The sequence below is a fragment of the Pseudomonas sp. MT3 genome, assembly GCF_054720805.1.
Genome location: NZ_JBTVPY010000016.1, coordinates 41,882 through 61,141, shown reverse-complemented (window position 1 = coordinate 61,141; position 19,260 = coordinate 41,882). Strand labels below are relative to the sequence as shown.

Below are 19,260 nucleotides of genomic sequence, written 5' to 3'. Positions count from 1 at the left end.
GAAATGAAAAAGCCGGGAGTCCGTTACGGCAAACCGTTGCGAACTCCCGGCTTTCAGGCGGGCATCAACCCAGCAGCGAGATGTCGGCGACGCCGAGGAACAATCCGCGCAGCTTGGCCAGCAGTGCGTAGCGGTTGGCCTTCACGGCGTTGTCGTCCGCGTTGACCAGTACTTCCTCGAAGAAGGCATCCACCGGCGCGCGCAAGGCCGCCAGGCGGGCCAGGGCGGCGCGATAGTCGCGAGCCGCGGCCAGCGGAGCCACTTCACTCTCGGCGGTCGCCACGGCGCTGCCAAGGGCCTTCTCGGCGGTCTCGGTGAACAGACTGGCATTGACGGCGGCAGGCACCTCGCCTTCGGCCTTGGCCAGGATGTTCGACACGCGCTTGTTGGCGGCGGCCAGTGCTTCGGCTTCGGGCAACTGACGGAAGGCCTGCACGGCCTGCACGCGCTGGTCGAAGTCCAGCGGAGCGGTCGGCTTGAGGGCACGCACGGCCTGGTACACGGCGACGTCCACGCCTTCGTCTTCGTAACGGGCACGCAGACGGTCGAAGACGAACTCCTGCACCTGCTCGGACAGACCGTCGGCCTTCACCTTGTCGCCGTACTGGGCCACGGCGACACCGATGGCATTGGCCAGGTCCAGGTCCAGCTGCTTCTCGATGAGGATGCGCAGCACGCCCAGGGCGGCACGGCGCAGGGCGTACGGGTCCTTGCTACCGGTGGGCAGCATGCCGATGCCGAAGATGCCGACCAGGGTGTCGAGCTTGTCGGCCACGGCCACCGCGGCACCGGTCAGGGTGCCCGGCAGCTCGGCACCGGCGCCGCGCGGCATGTACTGCTCGTTCAGCGCCAGGGCGACGTCCTTGGCCTCGCCACCGGCGGTGGCGTAGTAGTAACCGGCGATGCCCTGCATCTCCGGGAACTCGCCGACCATCTCGGTGGCCAGGTCGCACTTGGAGAGGATGCCGGCACGGGCAGCGTTGGTCGAGTCACCGCCGATGCGGGCAGCGATGTAGGCGGCCAGCTTGGAAACCCGCTCGGCTTTCTCGTAGACAGTGCCCAGCTGGGCCTGGAACACCACGTTCTTCAGGCGGGCGTTGAAGGCTTCCAGCGGCTGCTTCTGGTCCTGCTTGAAGAAGAACTCGGCGTCGGTCAGGCGTGGGCGCACGACTTTCTCGTTGCCGGAAACGATGTGCTCCGGCGCCTTGCTCTCGACGTTGGCCACGGTGATGAAGCGCGGCAGCAGCTTGCCGTTGGCGTCCAGCAGGCAGAAGTACTTCTGGTTGTCCTGCATGGTGGTAATCAGCGCTTCCTGCGGAACGGCGAGGAAACGCTCCTCGAAGGAGCACACCAGCGGCACCGGCCACTCGACCAGCGCGGTCACTTCATCCAGCAGATCGGCCGGAACGATGGCGCTGCCCTTCTGCTCGGCGGCCAGTTCGGCCACGCGCTTGGAGATGATCTCGCGGCGCTCGGCGAAGTCGGCCAGCACATGGGCGCTGCGCAGGTCTTCCAGGTAGTTGGCCGGAGCCGAGATGCGCACGTTGGCCGGGTTGTGGAAGCGATGGCCACGGGATTCGCGGCCGGCCTTCTTGGTCAGGATCTCGCAGTCGACGACCTCGTCGCCGAACAGCATCACCAGCCACTGGGTCGGACGCACGAACTCTTCACGACGGGCTGCCCAGCGCATGCGCTTGGGAATCGGCAGCTCGTTCAGCGAGGCTTCGACGATGCCCGGCAGCAGGCCCACGGCCGGCTGGCCGGCGATGCTCTGGCTGAACCTGAGTTTCGGGCCGCTCTTGTCGATCTGCTCCAGGTCCACGCCGCATTTCTTGGCGAAGCCGAGGGCGGCCTGGGTCGGGTTGCCGCTGGCGTCGAAGGCAGCCTGCAGCGGCGGGCCGTCGAGGTTCACGGTGCGGTCCGGCTGCTGCACGGCGAGTTGGTCGATCTGCACGGCTAGGCGGCGCGGCGCGGCGTAGCAGCGCGCGGCGGCGTAGGTCAGGCCGGCAGCCTTGAGGCCCTTCTCGATGCCGGCCAGGAAGGCTTCACCGAGGCTTCTCAGCGCCTTGGGTGGCAGCTCTTCGGTACCCAGTTCGACGAGGAAATCCTTCGCGCTCATTATTCGGCCTCCTTCAGCTTGGCCAGTACTTCGTCACGCAATTCGGGTGTGGCCATCGGGAAGCCGAGGCGGGCGCGGGCCTGCAGGTAGCTCTGCGCCACGGCGCGGGCCAGGGTGCGCACGCGCAGGATGTAGCGCTGACGCTCGGTCACCGAGATGGCGCGGCGGGCGTCCAGCAGGTTGAAGGTATGCGAGGCCTTGAGGACCATCTCGTAGGTCGGCAGCGGCAGCTGCAGTTCGATCAGACGGTTGGCTTCGCTTTCGTAGAAGTCGAACAGCTCGAACAGCTTCTCGACGTTGGCGTGTTCGAAGTTGTAGGTCGACTGCTCCACCTCGTTCTGGTGGAAAACATCGCCGTAGGTGACCTTGCCGAACGGGCCGTCGGCCCACACCAGGTCGTACACCGAGTCGACGCCCTGGATGTACATGGCCAGGCGTTCCAGGCCGTAGGTGATCTCACCGGTGACCGGGTAGCACTCGATGCCGCCGACCTGCTGGAAGTAGGTGAACTGGGTGACTTCCATGCCGTTCAGCCAGATTTCCCAGCCCAGGCCCCACGCGCCGAGGGTCGGCGATTCCCAGTTGTCCTCGACGAAACGGATGTCGTGCACCAGCGGGTCGATGCCGATGGCCTGAAGCGAACCCAGGTACAGCTCCTGGAAGTTCTCCGGGTTGGGTTTGAGTACCACCTGGAACTGGTAGTAATGCTGCAGGCGGTTGGGGTTCTCGCCGTAGCGGCCGTCGGTGGGGCGGCGGCTGGGCTGCACATAGGCCGCGTTCCAGGTTTCCGGGCCCACGGCGCGGAGGAAGGTGGCGGTGTGGAAGGTGCCGGCGCCTACTTCCATGTCGTAGGGCTGCAGCACCACGCAGCCCTGATCGGCCCAGTATTTTTGCAGGGCGAGGATCAGGTCCTGGAAGGTGGGCACGGCGGGCGTAGTCTGGCTCACGAAAATCACCTGTGCTGGATATGCGACTAAAACCCGGCAGTATACCCCAAGACGCTTGCAGCTTGGGCTTCACAGCGTTTTTTGCGCGACCGTTCGTAGGTCCTCGAAGGGGCAAAAAAACGGATCGATAACTGTATTTTTGTACAGCTATTTGTCTATAGTCAGAACCTTCCCGTTTCCAAGGACGACCGCCATGCCCCGCTGCTTCTGGTGTAACGACGACCCGCTGTACATCGCCTACCACGACACCGAGTGGGGCGTGCCCCAGCGCGACGCCCGCGCGCTGTTCGAGATGATCATCCTCGAGGGGGCCCAGGCGGGCCTGTCGTGGATCACCGTACTGAAGAAGCGCGAGCGTTACCGCGAGGTGCTGTTCGGCTTCGACCCCGAGCGCCTGGCGCGCATGACCGACGAGGAAATCGAGGAGCGCATGCAGGACCCGGGCATCATCCGCAACTTCGCCAAGCTCAAGGCGGCACGGCAGAACGCCCGGGCCTGGCTGAAGCTGGAAGACCCGGTGACCTTCCTCTGGTCCTTCGTCGGCGGCCAGCCCAAGGTCAATCACTTCCGCGAGCGCGGCGACGTGCCGGCGGTGACGCCCGAGGCCGAGGCCATGAGCAAGGCCCTGCGCAAGGCCGGTTTCAACTTCGTCGGCCCGACCATCTGCTACGCCTTCATGCAGGCCACCGGCATGGTGATGGACCACACCACCGACTGTGACCGTTATACCGAGCTCTCTTGATCACGGCCGGAGAAGTCACTTGTAGGAGCGAGCTTGCTCGCGAACAGCGTTTCCCGGCGACATCGGCGTTGGGCTATTCGCGAGCAAGCTCGCTCCTACAGGGGATCAGCAGGGTGGGCTGATTCAGGATGATCATCGCACCGATTGAGATGTGCTTTCGCCTTCGCTCTTCACCGCTGGTTAGAATGTGCGCCTCTGAATGAAGGAGTTTCCCGTGGAGAAATTCAAGGGCGCACTGGTGGTGGGCTTCCTGCGTCTGTTCGCCATGCTGCCGTGGCGCGCGGTGGGGGCCTTGGGCGCGGGCATCGGCTGGCTGATGTGGAAGATTCCCAACCGCTCCCGCGAGGTGGCGCGGACCAACCTGGCGCACTGCTTCCCGGAGCTGTCGCAGGCTGAGCTGGAGACGCTGCTCGGCCGGAGCCTGATGGACATCGGTCGCACGCTCACCGAGAGCGCCTGCGCCTGGATGTGGTCGCCGCAGAAGTCGCTGCAGTACATCCTCGAAGTGGAAGGCATGGACGTGCTGGAGGAAGCGCTGGCCTCCGGCGACGGCCTGGTGGGCATCACCAGCCACCTGGGCAACTGGGAGGTGCTCAATCACTTCTACTGCTCCTACGCCAAGCCGATCATTTTCTACCGCCCGCCGAAGCTCAAGGCCGTGGATGAATTGCTGAAGAAGCAGCGTGTGCAACTGGGCAACCGCGTTGCGCCCTCCACTCCCGAGGGCATCAAGAGCGTGATCAAGGAAGTGAGGAACGGCGGCTGCGTCGGTATCCCCTGCGACCCGGAGCCGGACCTGGGCTCGGGCCTGTTCGTGCCCTACCTGGGCACCACCGCGCTGACCAGCAAGTTCGTGCCCTCGCTGCTCGCGCGCGGCAAGGCCCGTGGGGTGTTCTTCCATGCGGTGCGCCTGCCCGATGGCAGCGGCTACAAGGTGATCCTCGAAGCCGCGCCGGCGGATATGTACGACAAGGACATGGACGTGTCGGTGGCCGCGCTCAGCCGCGAACTGGCCAAGTATGTGCGCGCCTATCCGAGCCAGTACATGTGGACCATGAAGCGCTTCAAGAAGCGCCCCGAGGGCGAGGCCAGGTGGTACTGAGCCAAGCCGGGATTGCGTAGCCGGTCGCCGTGCGGTTCGCGAGCAAGCTCGCTCCTACACAGAGCGCATCGGCGTCGACCGGTAGGAGCGAGCTTGCTCGCGAAGCCGCCCTCTGCAGTGAGAAAGTCAGTGAGAAAATCCCCTCCCTTCGGGGAAGGGCATGGCTCCCGCTCATAAGCCAGGAATAACCAGCATGCTTGGCCTGCCGACCACCGCCACCGCGCCGTTCTGTCCCTCGGAAGTCAAAGGCAGCATCCAGGTCGCGGCCGGCGCGCCGTTGTTCAAGCGCATCCTGCAGTTCGCCGGCCCCGGCCTGCTGGTCTCCATCGGCTACATGGACCCGGGTAACTGGGCCACCGCCATCGAGGCCGGCTCGGGCTTCGGCTACCAGCTGCTGTTCGTGGTGCTGCTCTCCAGCCTCGCGGGGATGGTCCTGCAATGCCTGGCGATGCGCCTGGGCATCGTCACCGGCCAGGACCTGGCGCAGCTCTCGCGCAGCCGCTACAGCCTGGGCACGGCGCGCCTGCAATGGCTGCTGGCGGAGCTGTCTATCGTCGCCACGGACCTCGCCGAAGTGCTCGGCTGCGCCCTGGCCTTCCACCTGCTGCTGGGCGTCGACCTGGTCACCGGGGTGATCCTCACCGCCTTCGACACGCTCATCGTGCTCGGCCTCAAGGGCCAGCGCTTCCGCCACCTGGAAGCGATCATGCTCGGCCTGATCGTCACCATCAGCGGCTGCTACCTGGTCGAGCTGATCCTGATCAAACCCTACTGGCCGGACGTCGCCGCCGGCTTCCTGCCCAGTTGGGACGCGGTGACCCAGCGCGAGCCGCTGTACCTGGCGATCGGCATCCTCGGCGCCACGGTGATGCCGCACAACCTCTACCTGCACTCCTCCATCGTGCAGACAAGGCAGGTCAGCGGCAGCAACGGCAAGGCCGCGGCGATCCGCCTGACGCGCATCGACACCGTGGTCTCGCTGAGCCTCGCGCTGCTGGTCAACGCGGCGATCCTGATCCTCGCCGCCGCGGCCTTCCACGAGACCGGCCACACCGGCGTCACCGAGATCCAGGATGCCTATCGCCTGCTCGAACCGCTGGTGGGTGCCGGCCTTGCGGCGATCCTCTTCGGCGTCGCCCTGCTCGCCTCCGGGCAGAGCTCCACCTTCACCGGCACCATCGCCGGGCAGGTGATCATGGACGGCTTCCTGCAGATGAAGATTCCCTGCTGGCAGCGCCGCCTGATCACCCGCGCGCTGGCGCTGATCCCGGCGCTGATCGGCGTGGTGATGCTGGGCGACAAGGCGGTGGGCAAGCTGCTGGTGTTCAGCCAGGTGGTGCTCAGCCTGCAACTGCCGTTCGCGCTCTGGCCGCTGATCCGCTTCACCAGCGATCGCGCGCTGATGGGCGAGTTCGTCAACGGCATCGGCACCCGTGTGCTGGCGTGGGCGTTGTTCGGCGTCATCAGCGCCGCCAACCTTTGGTTGTTATTGCAGTTGCTGGCTTGACCCGGCCCCCTGCTTTCAGGCCCATTAGTGCGCTGACATTCAGGACGGATGCCACGCCATGTCCAACCAACGGCAATACCCGCGCACTCCGATGAAGTGCCGGATCAAGATCAGCCATCCCAGCTTCGGCGACGTGTTCGGGCATACCCGTGATCTGTCCGACGGCGGCGTCTATGTGCGCCATGAAACGTTGGCCGGATTGCCCTCCGGCGCGCGGGTCAGCGGCCAGGTGCAGGACCTGCCCTTCGACGCGCCGATCCTGGAGATGGAAGTGATGCGCACCGATGCCGAAGGCGCGGGCTTCCGCTTCATCGGCAACGGCTGATTCCCGCTGCACCGTTTTTTGTAGGAGCGAGCTTGCTCGCGAACCCTGGCCCCGCAGTGGGGACTGTTCGCGAGCAAGGGCTAGGCGCCCCCCTCGTTCCTACAGGTAAGGCAAAGCCCCTGGGCTATTAATTCGCCTCGTTCACCGCACTCAGGAAGGCCCGCGTCCGTTCATGCTGCGGGTGGCCGAACAGCTGCTGCGGGCTGCCCTGTTCGAGGATGTTGCCCTGGTGGAAGAAGCACACGCGGTCGGCGAACTCGCGGGCGAAGCCCATCTGGTGGGTGACCATCAGCATGGTCAGGTTATGCTCGGTGCCCAGCCTGCGCACCACGTTGAGCACCTCGCCGCACAGCTCCGGGTCCAGCGCCGAGGTCACCTCGTCGAACAGCATCACCTTCGGCCGCATCGCCAGCGCGCGGGCGATGGCCACGCGCTGCTGCTGGCCGCCGGAAAGCTGTGACGGATAGTGGTCGAGCTTGTTGCCCAGGCCGACCATCTCCAGCAACTCGACGGCACGTTCGCGCGCCTCATTGCGCGGCAGGCCGAGCACCTGCACCGGCGCCTCCATCACGTTGCGCAGCGACGTCATGTGCGGGAACAGGTTGAAGCTCTGGAAGACCATGCCGATCTTGCTGCGCACCTTGCGCACGTGGCTTTCCGGCGCGCGCACCAGGGTGTCGTTGCGCTTGAGGTGCGTCAGCGGCTCGCCGTCGACCTCGATCACGCCGCTGTCGATGGTTTCCAGGGTCATCAGCGCGCGCAGCAGGGTCGACTTGCCCGAGCCGCTGGGGCCGATGATGGCGACCTTTTCGTTGGCGCCGACTTCCAGGTTGAGGTCCTTGAGCACGCTGAAGCTGCCGTAGCTCTTGCACACATTGCGAAAGCTCACCATTGGCTGGGCGGTTTCGGCGCGCGCGGCCGGGGCATCCTGGTTGGTCGTGCGGGAGGACATGGCCCCAGTTGCTTGTAGGGAGTGGACGGACATCGGTTTTCCTCCGGGAGAATCAGTCATGGCAGCGCCGTACGTTTTTCCACCTGGCGTACCACGCTCGCCAGGCCGATGGAAATGAGCAGGAAGAACACCCCGACCAGGGTGATCGGCTCCAGGTAGCGGAAGCTGTCGGAGCCGATGTTCTTGGCCTGCTGCATGATTTCCACCACGGTGATCGCGGAGAGCACCGGGGTGTCCTTGAACATGGCGATCAGGTAGTTGCCCAGCGCCGGCAGCACCGGGCGGATCGCCTGGGGCAGGATCACCTCGCGGTAGGCCTTGAGCGGCGAGAAGTTCAGCGCGGTGACCGCCTCCCACTGCCCGCGCGGCACCGCTTCGAGACCGGCGCGGTACACCTCGGCGGTGTAGCAGGCATAGTGCAGGGCGATGCCGAGGGTGCCGGCCACCAGGGCGGTCATGTTCAGCCCGTAGGTCGGCAGCACGTAGAACAGGAAGTACACCTGGATCAGCAGCGGTGTGCTGCGGATGAACTCGATCAGCCAGGCCGCCGGCCACGACAGCCAGAAGTGCCGGCTGCGGCGGGCGATGGCGAACAGCAGGCCGAATACCACCGCCAGGGCGAAGCCCACCAGGGTGATGGCGATGGTGCGCAGCGAGGCGTGCAGCAGTTGCGGGATGATCTGCCAGGCGAAGTCCCAGTCGAAGAATTTCATCACAGGCCTCCGCGGATTCGGCCATGCCCCAGCCAGCGTTCCACGCGCCGCATGAGGAAGACGATGATCTGGGCCATGACGAAATACAGCACCAGGGTGAGGACGAAGATCTTCAGCGTTTCGAAGGTCGCCTGGTCGAGCTGGCGGGCGCGGAAGGTCAGGTCGGAAAGGGTGATCAGCGACACCAGCGAGGTGTTCTTCAGCAGCTCGATCAGCAGGTTGGTGCCCGGCGGAATCGCACAGAGCAGCGCCTGCGGCAGGATGATCCGGCGAAAGCGCGTGAACGGCGTCATGTTCAGCGCCAGCGCCGCCTCGTACTGCCCCTTGGGTACCGAGCCGATGGCGCCGCGCATCACCTCGGCCCCATAGGCGCCGATGTGCAGGCCCAGGCCGATGATCGCCACGCTGTAGGCGCTCATCTCCAGATTGAACGGCGGCAGCGGCAGCACGAAGTACAGCCAGAACAGCTGCACCAGCAGCGAGGTACCGCGGAACAGCTCGATGTAGCTGATCGCCAGCCAGCGTACCGCAGGCCACGGCGAGAGCCGGCCGAGCGCAGCGATGATGGCGGCGATGACCGCCAGCAGGGAGCCGAAGGCGGTCACCTGGACGGTGACCCAGGCGCCCTCCAGCAGCAGAGGAAGCAATTCACCCATGATGCGCATCCCGTAACGACAGGTTCGACGGAACGGCCAGGCGGGCGCGCTCTAGGCCAGAGACGCACCCGGCCCGGTCATTGTTTGCAGAGCTCGGCGGCGGTCTTGTCGGTGACGTTGGACTTGTCGAAGCCGAACGGCTTGACCGTCGCCAGGTGCTCGGCGCTGCCCAGCCACTGCTTGAGCTGCGCATTCACCGCATCGCGCAGGTCCTTGTCGTCCGGGCGGAAGGCCAGGGCGCCGTAACCGATGTGCGAGGGGTCGTCCTTGAAGTCGGCGATGGCTTCCACCGAATCGCCACCTTTCGCCGCGAGCCCCTTCATGGTCAGCGCGGTGCCGACGCTGGCGTCGGCGCGGCCGGCGCGCACGGCCTGCAGCTGGGCGGTGGTGTCGGGTACCTGGACGATCTGCTCCTCCGCCACGCCCTCGGCGCGGGCGTAGCCGAGTTCAGCGGTGCCGGACATGATCGCCAGCTTCACGTCCGGGGCGTTCTTCACGTCGGCGTAGCTGTGCAGGTTCTTCGGGTTGCCCTTCTTCACCAGCAGGGTGTCGGGAATCTGGTAGTGCGGGTCGGTGAAGATCACCTGCTGGCAGCGCGGCGGGGTGATGTACATGCCGGCGGCGATCACGTCGAAGCGCCCGGCGCGCAGGCCGGGGATCAGCGCGCCCCATTCGGTGAGCACCGGCTCGATCTTCTTCACACCCATCTTGGTGAAGATTTGCGTGGCGATTTCCGGGGACTCGCCGGTGACCTTGCCGGAGGTCTCGGTGTAGGCGAACGGCGCTTCGTTGGCGTAGCCGATGCGCACCGTGCCGGTGCTCTGGATGCGTTCGAGGGTGGTCTCGGCATAGCTGCCGGCACTGGCCAGCGCACAGGCGACGAGGGTACAGGCGAGGCTTAGGCGGTGCAGCAAAACAGGGGCGGTACTCATCTTCGGATCTCCTGATCTTCTCTTGCCGTACGCGTTCGGCGCGCGGCTCTGGATGGCAGGTAGCAATGTCGTACGACTATTGTTCTTGTTGGCAGGGCCCCTGCGGGGGCCTTCCGAAGTTCACTCGCCAGGCGAGGTGATGGTGCAACGACGCCAGACTAAGCCCGGCTGCCTTGCGGCTCTTACCGATCGACAACCCCTCGGCGGGAAAAAGCCACCGTCGCGACGAACGCATCCGGCGGTTTTTTCTGCGCGGGCCTGACAATGCGGCCCGGTGTCCTGCACCCGAGCATACAAAAGGGGTCTGCGCGCCAACATTGCACTAGGACAATTGCCGCCGGTGTGCTGGTCGGTCACTCTGGACGCCTGACCAGACGGAGCGCTGAAGATGGAAGCCTGGCGTCGCGCCCTGGCCGACCTGCGGGTCGGCGAATCCAAGTACAAGACCCTGGTGCAGGCCATTGCCGGCGACATCGAGCAGGGTCGCCTGAGCGATGGCCAGCGCCTGCCGCCGCAGCGCCACGTGGCCGATGGCCTGGGCATCAGTGTGCAGACCGTGACCAACGCCTACAAGGAACTGGAACGCCAGGGCCTGGTGCGTTGCGAGGTGGGGCGCGGCAGTTTCGTCACGCGGCGCATGACCGAGGGCATGGCCCACTACATGGTCGACCACCCCGAGCGCGCCCTGGTGGACTTCTCCATCGCCAGCATCGTCCATACCCGCGAGCACGACCGCCTGTGGCAGGACACCTGCCGCGCGCTGGCGCAGGAAAGCGACCAGCCGTGGATGCGCGCCTGCCGCCCGGTGGCCGGCTTCGACGCGCACCGCGACGCCGGCGTGCAATGGCTGGCGCAACTGGGATTGCAGCGCGAACGCGACGACGTGCTGATCACCAATGGCGCCGCCCACGGCATCTTCCTCGCCCTTGCCTCCCTCGCCGGACCGGACGACGTGGTGCTCTGCGAACAGCTCACCGACCACGGCGTGATCGGCAACTCCCAGGTGCTCGGCTTCACCTTGAAGGGCGTGGAGATCGACAAGGAAGGCATCGACCCGGAGCACTTCGAAGACCTCTGCGCCAACGAGCGCATCACCGCGCTGGTCTGCACGCCGAACCTGAACAACCCGACCTCCTGCCTGATGCCCGACTCGCGCCGCCGCGAGATCGCCGCCATCGCCCAGCGCTACGGCGTGCACGTCATCGAGGACGACGTCTACGGCCCGCTGCTCGGCGAGCGCCGCCCGCCACCGCTCAGCCACTACCTGCCGGACCTGTCGTTCTACTGCACCAGCTTCACCAAGAGCGTGCTCACCGGTCTGCGCATCGGCTACCTGGCCATGCCCCGGCGGCTGGCGCTGCGTACCGAGAGCATCCTGCGGGTGAACAGCTGGATGGCCACGCCACTGCTGGCGGAAGTCGCTTCGCGCTGGGTCCACAACGGCAATGCCCAGGCGCTGATCGGCCTGCAACGTCGCGTGCTGGAGACGCGCCAGGCACGGGTGCGCGAGTGGCTGGGCGAGCATCTGCGCGGTTGCGATCCGCATTCGCTGAGCGCCTGGATCGGCATTCCCGAGCACTGGGAACTGGACAGCCTGGTGCGTGAATTGCGCCATCGGCATATCGCCGTCACGCCGCCCGATCCGTTCATGGTACGCGGCACCCCGCGACCGCGCGCGATACGCCTGTGCATGGGCGCCGAATGCAGCGACGAGCGTATGGCCAACGCCCTGGAGGACATGCGCGAACTGTTCGGGCAGTACCCGAAGATCCACGATTTCTAACACCGATTTCCCCTTGTAGGAGCGAGCTTGCTCGCGAATGGATTTCCCGGCGACCTCGGGGGCGGACGGGTTCGCGAGCGAGCTTGCTCCTACGAAAAGCACCTCCGAGAAATACATCGTCCTAGTACATTCATCGCGACAATTTCGCGCCCCTACACTCGGCCCCAACTGCAATCCCGGAGGCCGAGATGGACCCGATTCCCCTCGTCGAGTTGTACCGCGCACGCCAACGCATCCAGGGCCTGGTGCGGCAGACGCCGCTGGCGCATTCGCCCAGCCTGTCCAATCTCCTCGGCGCGCCGGTGTACCTCAAGCTCGAATCGCAGCAGATCACCGGCAGCTTCAAGCTGCGCGGCGCCAGCAACGCCATTGCACAGCTGAGCGATGCACAGAAGGCCAACGGCGTGGTCGCCGCCTCCACCGGCAATCACGGCCGTGCCCTCGCCCACGCTGCCCGCATGCTTGGCGTGCACGCGACCATCTGCCTGTCGCAGCTGGTGCCGGCGAACAAGGTCCAGGCGATCCGCGAACTCGGTGCCGAGGTGCGCATCGTCGGCCGCAGCCAGGATGACGCCCAGGCCGAGGCCGAACGCCTCGCCCGTGACCACGGCGCCGCGCTGCTACCGCCCTTCGACCACCCGCAGATCATCGCCGGCCAGGGCACCCTCGGCCTGGAAATCCTCGAACAGCTGCCGGACGTGCGCCAGGTGCTGATCCCGCTCTCCGGCGGCGGCCTGTTCGGCGGCGTCGCCCTGGCGATGAAGCACGCCGACCCGGGCATCCGCGTCCACGGCATCAGCATGCGCCGTGGCGCGGCGATGGCCGCCAGCCTCGCCGCCGGCCACCCGGTGGACGTGGAAGAACTGCCGACCCTGGCCGACTCCCTCGGCGGCGGCATCGGCCTGGACAACCGCTACACCTTCGCCCTGGCCCGCGACTACTGCGATCAGTTGCACCTGCTCGACGAAGACGCCATCGCCGCCGGCATCCGCCACGCCTACCGCGAGGAGCGGCAGGTGGTGGAAGGCGCCGCCGCTGTCGGCATCGCGGCGTTGCTGGATGGCCTGATCGCCCCGGTCGGTCCGCTGGTGGTGATCGTCAGCGGCCGCAACATCGACATCGAACAACACCAACGCATTCTTGAGGAATCCGCTCATGGCTGACGTCACCCTGCTCAGCGAAGCCGACCTGCGCGCCTGCGTGGCACTCGACCACGAAAGCCTCGACGCGGTCGAACACGCCTTCCGCCTGCTCGCCACCGCACCGGTGGCGATGCCGCCGATCCTTCGCCTGGACGTGCCCGAGCACAACGGCGAAGTCGACGTGAAGACCGCCTACCTGCCCGGCCTGCCGCGCTTCGCCATCAAGGTCAGCCCCGGCTTCTTCGACAACCCCAAGCTCGGCCTGCCCAGCCTCAACGGCATGATGATGCTGCTCTCCTCGCGCACCGGCCTGCTGGATGCGCTGCTGCTGGACAACGGCTACCTCACCGCCGTGCGCACCGCCTGTGCCGGCGCCGTGGCGGCCAAGTGGCTGGCCCGCGAGGATTCCCGTCAGGTCGCGCTGATCGGCGCCGGCGAACAGGCGCGGCTGCAACTCAAGGCACTGTGCCTGGTGCGGCCCATCGAAGCCGCCAGCGTCTGGGCGCGGGACATCGACAAGGCCCGGCAGTGCGCCAGCGACCTGAGCATGAGCCTGGGCATTGCGGTGACCGCCTGCGCCAGCATCGACGAAGCGCTGGAAGGCGCCGACATCGCCATCACCACCACGCCCAGCCGTGAGCCGCTGATCCACAAGCGGCACCTGCGCCCCGGTTTGCACATCACGGCGATGGGCTCGGACGCCGAGCACAAGAACGAGATCGCCGCCGACGCGCTGGCGGCGGTGGACTGCTACGTCGCCGACCGCCTCAGCCAGACCCTGGTGCTGGGCGAACTGCACCACGCGGTGGCGGCCGGCAACGTCAGCCTGGATGCCGACTTCGCCGAGTTGGGCCAGGTCATCGCCGGGCAACGCGAAGGTCGCCGCCGCGCCGAGGACATCACCCTCTGCGACCTCACCGGCACCGGTGCGCAGGACACCGCCATCGCCGGCCTGGCCTTCCAGCGGGCGCAGCGGATGGGCAAGGGGTTCCGTTTCAGCACCTGAGCCCGCGACTCCGATTCAGGCAGAACAAACCCTGTAGGAGCGAGCTTGCTCGCGAACCAGCCCTCGCTGCGGGGCCATTCGCGAGCAAGCTCGCTCCTACAAGTAGAACACCCCGAGAGAGGATTTCCGCATGTCCGAAATCGTCGTCAACCTCCCCTTCAGCCGGGAGGAATATGCCCAGCGGATCGCCAAGGTCCGTGCCAGCATGCTTGAGCGCGGCATCGAACTGCTGCTGGTCACCGACCCGTCGAACATGGCCTGGCTGACCGGCTATGACGGCTGGTCCTTCTACGTGCACCAGTGCGTACTGCTGGCGCGGGAAGGCGAGCCGGTATGGTTCGGCCGCGGCCAGGACGCCAACGGCGCGCGCCGCACCGTGTTCATGGCGCCCGACAACATCGTCGGCTACCCCGACCATTACGTGCAGTCCACCGAGCGCCATCCGATGGACTACCTGTCCCGTGAGGTCATCGCCGCGCGCGGCTGGGAGCGCCTGACCCTCGGCGTGGAGATGGACAACTACTACTTCAGCGCCGCCGCCTTCCGCTCGTTGCAGGCCCATCTGCCGGTGGCACGCTTCGTCGACGCCACCGCGCTGGTCAACTGGCAGCGCGCAGTGAAGTCGCCCCGCGAGATCGAGTACATGCGGGTTGCCGCGCGCATCGTCGAGAAGATGCATGCGCACATTGTCGAACGCATCGAACCGGGCATGCGCAAGAACGAGCTGGTCGCGGAGATCTACAGCACCGGCATCCTTGGCGCCGACGGCCACGGTGGCGACTATCCGGCCATCGTCCCGCTGCTGCCCACCGGCGCCGACGCCAGCGCGCCGCACCTGACCTGGGACGACACGCCGTTCCAGCGCGGCGCCGGCACCTTCTTCGAGATCGCCGGCTGCTACCGGCGCTACCACTGCCCGCTGTCGCGCACCGTCTACCTCGGCAAGCCGCCTCAGCACTTCCTCGACGCCGAGAAGGCGGTGGTCGAAGGCATTTCCGCCGGCCTCGACGCGGCGAAACCCGGCAACACCACCGGCGACATCGCCCGCGCCTTCTTCGGCGTGCTGGAGAAGTTCGGCATCCACAAGGACAGCCGCTGCGGCTACCCCATCGGTATCAGCTACCCGCCGGACTGGGGCGAACGCACCATGAGCCTGCGCCCGAGCGACAACAGCGTGCTGGAACCGGGCATGACCTTCCACTTCATGCCCGGCCTGTGGATGGACGACTGGGGCCTGGAGATCACCGAAAGCATCCTCATCACCGAGCGCGGCGTGGAGACCTTCTGCGACTACCCGCGCCAGCTGTTCGTGAAGGAGTGAGACGATGACTCATGCACTCGACAAGCCGCTGCGCGAGAACCCCATCTCCGCCAGCGTCGACTTCCAGCGCGACGGCGTGCAGCACGGCCATCTCAAGCTGCCCTACTCGCGGGACGATTCGGCCTGGGGCGCGGTGATGATCCCCATCTGCGTGGTGAAGAACGGCGATGGCCCCACTGCGCTGCTCACCGGTGGCAACCACGGCGACGAGTACGAAGGCCCGGTGGCGCTCAGCCGCCTGGCCCAGGAACTGCGCGCCGAGGATGTGCGCGGCCGGGTGATCATCGTGCCGTTCATGAACACCCCGGCGTTCCTCGCCGGCAAGCGCACCTCGCCGATCGACGCCGGCAATCTCAACCGCAGTTTCCCCGGCCGCCCGGACGGCACGGTGACGCAGAAGATCGCCGACTACTTCCAGCGTACCCTGCTGCCGCTGGCGGACGTGGTGCTGGATATCCACTCCGGCGGGCGGACGCTGGACTTCCTGCCCTTCGCCGCCTGCCACGTGCTGCCGGACAAGGCCCAGCAGCAAGCCAGCGAGGCGCTGATGCGTGCCTTCGCCGCGCCCTACGCGATGCGCATGCTGGAACTGGACGCGGTGGGCATGTACGACACCGCCGCCGAGGAGCAGGGCAAGCTGTTCCTCACCACCGAACTGGGTGGCGGCGGCAGCAGCAGCGCGCGCACGGTCGCCATCGCCCGGCGCGGCGTGCGCAATGTGCTGATCCAGGTCGGCATCCTGCGTGGCGACGTGGAGCCGGCGCAGTCGGTGATGCTCGACATGCCCGACGGCGACTGCTTCGTCGCCAGCCAGCACGGCGGCCTGCTGGAAATGTGCCGCGACCTGGGCGAGCGGGTCGAGCGCGGGGAGGTGCTGGCGCGGGTGCACGACGTGCTGCGCACCGGCGCCGCGCCCGTGGAGTACCGCGCCAAGCGCAGCGGCATTCTCGCCGCGCGGCACTTCCCCGGCCTGGTGCAGAGTGGCGACACCCTGGCGGTGGTCGCCGAGGTACTGGACTGAACGGGAGCCCGCCATGATCAAGCTCGACCGCTACGACCTGAAGATCCTGCGCATCCTCGCCGGCGACGGGCGCATCACCAAGTCGAGCTTGGCCGAGGCGATCAACCTCTCGGTCAGCCCGGCCTGGGAGCGCGTGCGCAAGCTGGAGGAGGCCGGGTTGATCAAGGGCTACCGCGCGCAGATCGACTGGCCGGCGCTGTTCAAGCAGCAGCAGGTGCTGGTGGAAATTACCCTGGCGCGGCACACCGCGCAGGACATGAAGCGCTTCGAACAGCGCCTGCAGCAGGCGCCGGAGGTGGGCTTCTGCTATGCCACCGGTGGCGGGGTGGACTACATCGCGATGATCCAGGCGCGTGACATCGACCACTACCAGCGCTTCATCGACCAGCTGCTGCTGGAAGACGTCGGCATCGAGCGCTACTTCACCTACATCGTCACCAAGGTGATCAAGACGCTGGATGCGGCGATCCCCGCCGAAGCTCTTGAGGTGGGCCACTGATGTTTTCTGTAGGAGCGAGCTTGCTCGCGAACCCGCCCAGCACCGAAGCCGTCGGGAAATTCGTTCGCGAGCAAGCTCGCTCCTACAGTCTCCGGCCGGTGCTCCTACGGATTGCACACGTCGGCGCTGAACAAAATTTGCCCAATAAAACCTGACTTCGCGGTCCGGATCGTATACAATGCGCGCCGCTCGGCATGGTGCCGGGCATGGGTTCCCTCACCCCATCGACGAAAAAGGCCCAAAGCATGTCGGCATCCCTTCCGGCGGCACGGCGCGGCGCACTCGCCGGCCTGGTCGCGTTCCACATCCTGATCATCATCGCCAGCAACTACCTGGTGCAGTTGCCAATGACCCTGTTCGGCTGGCACACCACCTGGGGCGCGTTCAGCTTCCCGTTCATCTTCCTGGCCACCGACCTCACCGTCCGCCTGCTCGGCAAGCGCCCGGCGCGGCTGGTCATCGCGCGGGTGATGATCCCGGCGCTGCTGGCGTCCTACGTGATCTCGGTAATCTTCCAGGAAGGCGCCTTCAGAGGGCTTGCCTCCCTGGGGGAATTCAACACCTTCGTCGCGCGGATTTCCCTGGCCAGCTTCCTCGCCTACGTGTTCGGCCAGATCCTCGACATCCAGGTCTTCGACCGCCTGCGGCGCATGCGCCAGTGGTGGATCGCCCCGGTAGTCTCGACCCTGTTCGGCAACCTGCTGGATACCTTCACCTTCTTCTCCATCGCCTTCTGGCACAGCGACAACGCCTTCATGGCCGAGCACTGGGTGGAAATCGCCTGGGTCGACTACGGCGTGAAGCTGGCGGTGATGCTGATGCTCTTCGTGCCGCTCTACGGCATGTTGCTCAGCGCCATCACCCGTAATCTGCGCCGCCAACCCGCCGTCATCTGACGCCACCCGAAAAAGCCCAACGGCGGCGGCAGAACTGCGAAAAGATTTGCCGCCGCCATCCCCCGCTTAGGAAAAAATCGCGCGCTCCCGGCCCCTAGCATGGACTCATGCCAATCGCCTGGGAGACGCCGTCATGTCCTATGTCCATCCCCTGCTGTTCAAGTCGCTCTGCTATGTGAACGGCCACTGGCTGCATAGCGCCAGCGGCGCCAGCATCGCCGTCGACAACCCCGCTACCCGCGAAGCCATCGGCCACGTGCCGCTGCTCGACCGCGAGCAGATCGTCTCTGCGGTGGACGCCGCCGCTGCCGCCTTCCCCGCCTGGCGTGCGCGCACGCTGGACGAGCGCGGTGCGCTGCTGCGCCGCTGGGCCGAGCTGATTGGCCAGCACCGTGAGGATCTGGCGCAGATCCTCAGCCTGGAACAGGGCAAGCCGCTGGCCGAAGCCCTGGGCGAGATCGACTACGCCGCCAGCTTCATTCCCTGGTTCGCCGAGGAAGCGCGGCGCCTGAACGGCCGCAACATCCCCAGCCACATCCCCGGCGCGCACCTGGGCACGGTACTCGAGCCGGTCGGCGTCGCCGCGCTGCTGACGCCGTGGAACTTCCCCTCGGCGATGATCACCCGCAAGGCCGCCGCCGCGCTGGCCGCCGGTTGCAGCGTGGTGGTCAAGCCGGCCCACGAAACGCCCTATTCCGCCTTCGCCCTGGCCCAACTGGCCGAAGAAGCCGGCTTCCCCGCCGGGGTATTCAACGTGGTACTGGGCGAGCCGCAGATGGTCATGGAAACCCTGGTCGGCGACAGCCGCGTGCGCGCCGTGAGCTTCACCGGCTCGACCCGCGTAGGAAAACTGGTCCTGCAAGCCGCCGCCCAGGACGTGAAGAAAGTCGCCCTGGAACTGGGCGGCAACGCGCCCTTCATCGTGCTGCCGGATGCCGATCTGGAGCAGGCGGTGCAGTTCGCCATCGACGCCAAGTTCCAGACTTCCGGGCAGGACTGCTGCGCGGCCAACCGCATCCTGGTCGCCCGCGAACTCTACGAACCCTTCCTGCAGCGCTTCGCCCGCGCCGTGCGCGAGCTGCGCGTCGGCCCGGCCAGCGACTCGCGCAGCCAGATCGGCCCGCTGATGCACCAGGGCGCCTTCGACGTCACCTGCGAGCGGGTGCAGGACGCCATCGCCCAGGGTGCGCGCTTGCTCGCCGGAGGCGAGCCCCACGCCCTCGGCGGCTGGTTCCATCAACCGACGGTGCTGGCCGACGTCACGCCGCGGATGCGCATCTGGCGCGAGGAAAACTTCGCGCCGATTGCCGGGGTGAGCGCCTACGACGACCTGGACGAAGCCGTCCGGCAGGCCAATGACACCGAGTACGGCCTGGCCGCCTACCTGTGCGGGCAACGCCTGGACCACATCTGGCCGCTGATGCGGCGCCTGGAGTTCGCCCTGGTGGCGGTCAACGGCGCCAAGTTCACCGGCCACCCCATCCCCTTCGGCGGCATGAAGGCTTCGGGCCTGGGCCGCGAGGGCGGCAGCGAGGGCTTCGAGCCCTTCGTCGAAACCAAGTACTTCGCCTTGCACCACGGCGCCATCTGACCGGGA

General features: G+C 66.6%; 18 protein-coding genes. 12 read left to right on the top strand and 6 right to left on the bottom strand.

Translation table 11 applies throughout. From position 1 onward, the window contains the following. Positions 1-64 precede the first annotated feature (64 nt). A complete protein-coding gene (glyS, locus tag ACYCAX_RS17410; RefSeq protein WP_460248479.1) occupies positions 65-2,119 on the bottom strand; it encodes a glycine--tRNA ligase subunit beta in 2,055 nt (684 codons plus the stop codon). Continuing rightward, complete coding sequence (glyQ, locus tag ACYCAX_RS17405; RefSeq protein WP_015474809.1) at positions 2,119-3,066, bottom strand: glycine--tRNA ligase subunit alpha; 948 nt, start codon at positions 3,064-3,066, stop codon at positions 2,119-2,121. Before glyQ ends, glyS begins: the two co-directional genes overlap by 1 nt. Positions 3,067-3,259: 193 nt before the next feature. Here glyQ and ACYCAX_RS17400 point away from each other — a divergent pair, with 193 nt between their 5' ends. The 4 genes from ACYCAX_RS17400 to ACYCAX_RS17385 all read left to right on the top strand — a co-directional run bounded on the left by ACYCAX_RS17400 (position 3,260) and on the right by ACYCAX_RS17385 (position 6,742). Beyond that, positions 3,260-3,808 (top strand): DNA-3-methyladenine glycosylase I, encoded by a 549-nt coding sequence (locus ACYCAX_RS17400; protein WP_460248478.1) that lies wholly within the window; start codon positions 3,260-3,262, stop codon positions 3,806-3,808. Between the two features lie 214 nt (positions 3,809-4,022). Further along, the gene (locus tag ACYCAX_RS17395) at positions 4,023-4,910 is read left to right on the top strand and encodes a lysophospholipid acyltransferase (protein ID WP_294978568.1); all 888 of its coding nucleotides are present in this window, start codon (positions 4,023-4,025) and stop codon (positions 4,908-4,910) included. 193 nt (positions 4,911-5,103) lie between these two features. Next, the gene (locus tag ACYCAX_RS17390; RefSeq protein WP_294978571.1) at positions 5,104-6,417 is read left to right on the top strand and encodes an Nramp family divalent metal transporter; all 1,314 of its coding nucleotides are present in this window, start codon (positions 5,104-5,106) and stop codon (positions 6,415-6,417) included. Positions 6,418-6,475: 58 nt separating this feature from the next. Then, a complete protein-coding gene (locus ACYCAX_RS17385; RefSeq protein WP_015474813.1) occupies positions 6,476-6,742 on the top strand; it encodes a PilZ domain-containing protein in 267 nt (88 codons plus the stop codon). A 127-nt stretch (positions 6,743-6,869) separates the two neighbouring features. Here ACYCAX_RS17385 and ehuA read toward each other — a convergent pair whose 3' ends face one another. The 4 genes from ehuA to ehuB all read right to left on the bottom strand — a co-directional run bounded on the left by ehuA (position 6,870) and on the right by ehuB (position 9,995). Next, on the bottom strand, positions 6,870-7,694 hold the full coding sequence (gene ehuA / locus ACYCAX_RS17380; protein ID WP_460248477.1) for an ectoine/hydroxyectoine ABC transporter ATP-binding protein EhuA: 825 nt from the start codon (positions 7,692-7,694) through the stop codon (positions 6,870-6,872). A gap of 56 nt (positions 7,695-7,750) precedes the next feature. Continuing rightward, on the bottom strand, positions 7,751-8,407 hold the full coding sequence (gene ehuD, locus ACYCAX_RS17375) for an ectoine/hydroxyectoine ABC transporter permease subunit EhuD (protein WP_015474815.1): 657 nt from the start codon (positions 8,405-8,407) through the stop codon (positions 7,751-7,753). Next, complete coding sequence (ehuC, locus tag ACYCAX_RS17370) at positions 8,407-9,063, bottom strand: ectoine/hydroxyectoine ABC transporter permease subunit EhuC (protein WP_015474816.1); 657 nt, start codon at positions 9,061-9,063, stop codon at positions 8,407-8,409. The genes ehuD and ehuC overlap by 1 nt, the downstream gene beginning before the upstream one ends. 77 nt (positions 9,064-9,140) lie before the next feature. Further along, on the bottom strand, positions 9,141-9,995 hold the full coding sequence (ehuB, locus tag ACYCAX_RS17365; RefSeq protein WP_015474817.1) for an ectoine/hydroxyectoine ABC transporter substrate-binding protein EhuB: 855 nt from the start codon (positions 9,993-9,995) through the stop codon (positions 9,141-9,143). A 388-nt stretch (positions 9,996-10,383) separates the two neighbouring features. On the opposite strand from ehuB, the gene ehuR reads away from it, so the two are divergent. From ehuR to ACYCAX_RS17325, 8 genes are all read left to right on the top strand, one after another. Beyond that, on the top strand, positions 10,384-11,778 hold the full coding sequence (ehuR, locus tag ACYCAX_RS17360; protein WP_460248476.1) for a MocR-like ectoine utilization transcription factor EhuR: 1,395 nt from the start codon (positions 10,384-10,386) through the stop codon (positions 11,776-11,778). A gap of 188 nt (positions 11,779-11,966) precedes the next feature. Continuing rightward, positions 11,967-12,941, top strand: coding sequence for a hydroxyectoine utilization dehydratase EutB (eutB, locus tag ACYCAX_RS17355; RefSeq protein ID WP_294978582.1), 975 nt, complete (start codon positions 11,967-11,969; stop codon positions 12,939-12,941). Beyond that, a complete protein-coding gene (locus tag ACYCAX_RS17350; protein WP_294978585.1) occupies positions 12,934-13,926 on the top strand; it encodes a cyclodeaminase in 993 nt (330 codons plus the stop codon). The genes eutB and ACYCAX_RS17350 overlap by 8 nt, the downstream gene beginning before the upstream one ends. 130 nt (positions 13,927-14,056) lie before the next feature. After that, on the top strand, positions 14,057-15,247 hold the full coding sequence (doeA, locus tag ACYCAX_RS17345; protein WP_294978588.1) for an ectoine hydrolase DoeA: 1,191 nt from the start codon (positions 14,057-14,059) through the stop codon (positions 15,245-15,247). Positions 15,248-15,251: 4 nt separating this feature from the next. After that, positions 15,252-16,268 carry a N(2)-acetyl-L-2,4-diaminobutanoate deacetylase DoeB gene (gene doeB, locus ACYCAX_RS17340; RefSeq protein ID WP_294978591.1) on the top strand — a complete coding sequence of 339 codons (1,017 nt, stop codon included), beginning with the start codon at positions 15,252-15,254 and terminating at the stop codon, positions 16,266-16,268. Positions 16,269-16,281: 13 nt separating this feature from the next. Beyond that, complete coding sequence (locus ACYCAX_RS17335; RefSeq protein WP_294978594.1) at positions 16,282-16,767, top strand: Lrp/AsnC family transcriptional regulator; 486 nt, start codon at positions 16,282-16,284, stop codon at positions 16,765-16,767. A 245-nt stretch (positions 16,768-17,012) separates the two neighbouring features. Next, positions 17,013-17,663, top strand: coding sequence for a 7-cyano-7-deazaguanine/7-aminomethyl-7-deazaguanine transporter (locus tag ACYCAX_RS17330; protein ID WP_015474824.1), 651 nt, complete (start codon positions 17,013-17,015; stop codon positions 17,661-17,663). 133 nt (positions 17,664-17,796) lie between these two features. Next, the gene (locus ACYCAX_RS17325) at positions 17,797-19,254 is read left to right on the top strand and encodes an NAD-dependent succinate-semialdehyde dehydrogenase (protein ID WP_294978598.1); all 1,458 of its coding nucleotides are present in this window, start codon (positions 17,797-17,799) and stop codon (positions 19,252-19,254) included. Positions 19,255-19,260 lie beyond the last annotated feature (6 nt).

What these genes read in the sequence shown, in the direction of transcription:
- ehuR (WP_460248476.1), top strand. Translation starts at nt 10,384, where the DNA reads ATGGAAGCCTGGCGTCGCGCCCTGGCCGACCTGCGGGTCGGCGAATCC.
- ACYCAX_RS17350 (WP_294978585.1), top strand. Translation starts at nt 12,934, where the DNA reads ATGGCTGACGTCACCCTGCTCAGCGAAGCCGACCTGCGCGCCTGCGTG.
- doeA (WP_294978588.1), top strand. Translation starts at nt 14,057, where the DNA reads ATGTCCGAAATCGTCGTCAACCTCCCCTTCAGCCGGGAGGAATATGCC.
- ehuA (WP_460248477.1), bottom strand. Translation starts at nt 7,694, where the DNA reads ATGTCCTCCCGCACGACCAACCAGGATGCCCCGGCCGCGCGCGCCGAA.
- ACYCAX_RS17325 (WP_294978598.1), top strand. Translation starts at nt 17,797, where the DNA reads ATGTCCTATGTCCATCCCCTGCTGTTCAAGTCGCTCTGCTATGTGAAC.
- glyS (WP_460248479.1), bottom strand. Translation starts at nt 2,119, where the DNA reads ATGAGCGCGAAGGATTTCCTCGTCGAACTGGGTACCGAAGAGCTGCCA.
- ACYCAX_RS17400 (WP_460248478.1), top strand. Translation starts at nt 3,260, where the DNA reads ATGCCCCGCTGCTTCTGGTGTAACGACGACCCGCTGTACATCGCCTAC.
- ACYCAX_RS17335 (WP_294978594.1), top strand. Translation starts at nt 16,282, where the DNA reads ATGATCAAGCTCGACCGCTACGACCTGAAGATCCTGCGCATCCTCGCC.
- ehuB (WP_015474817.1), bottom strand. Translation starts at nt 9,995, where the DNA reads ATGAGTACCGCCCCTGTTTTGCTGCACCGCCTAAGCCTCGCCTGTACC.
- ACYCAX_RS17330 (WP_015474824.1), top strand. Translation starts at nt 17,013, where the DNA reads ATGTCGGCATCCCTTCCGGCGGCACGGCGCGGCGCACTCGCCGGCCTG.
- ACYCAX_RS17385 (WP_015474813.1), top strand. Translation starts at nt 6,476, where the DNA reads ATGTCCAACCAACGGCAATACCCGCGCACTCCGATGAAGTGCCGGATC.
- eutB (WP_294978582.1), top strand. Translation starts at nt 11,967, where the DNA reads ATGGACCCGATTCCCCTCGTCGAGTTGTACCGCGCACGCCAACGCATC.
- ACYCAX_RS17390 (WP_294978571.1), top strand. Translation starts at nt 5,104, where the DNA reads ATGCTTGGCCTGCCGACCACCGCCACCGCGCCGTTCTGTCCCTCGGAA.
- ehuC (WP_015474816.1), bottom strand. Translation starts at nt 9,063, where the DNA reads ATGGGTGAATTGCTTCCTCTGCTGCTGGAGGGCGCCTGGGTCACCGTC.
- ehuD (WP_015474815.1), bottom strand. Translation starts at nt 8,407, where the DNA reads ATGAAATTCTTCGACTGGGACTTCGCCTGGCAGATCATCCCGCAACTG.
- doeB (WP_294978591.1), top strand. Translation starts at nt 15,252, where the DNA reads ATGACTCATGCACTCGACAAGCCGCTGCGCGAGAACCCCATCTCCGCC.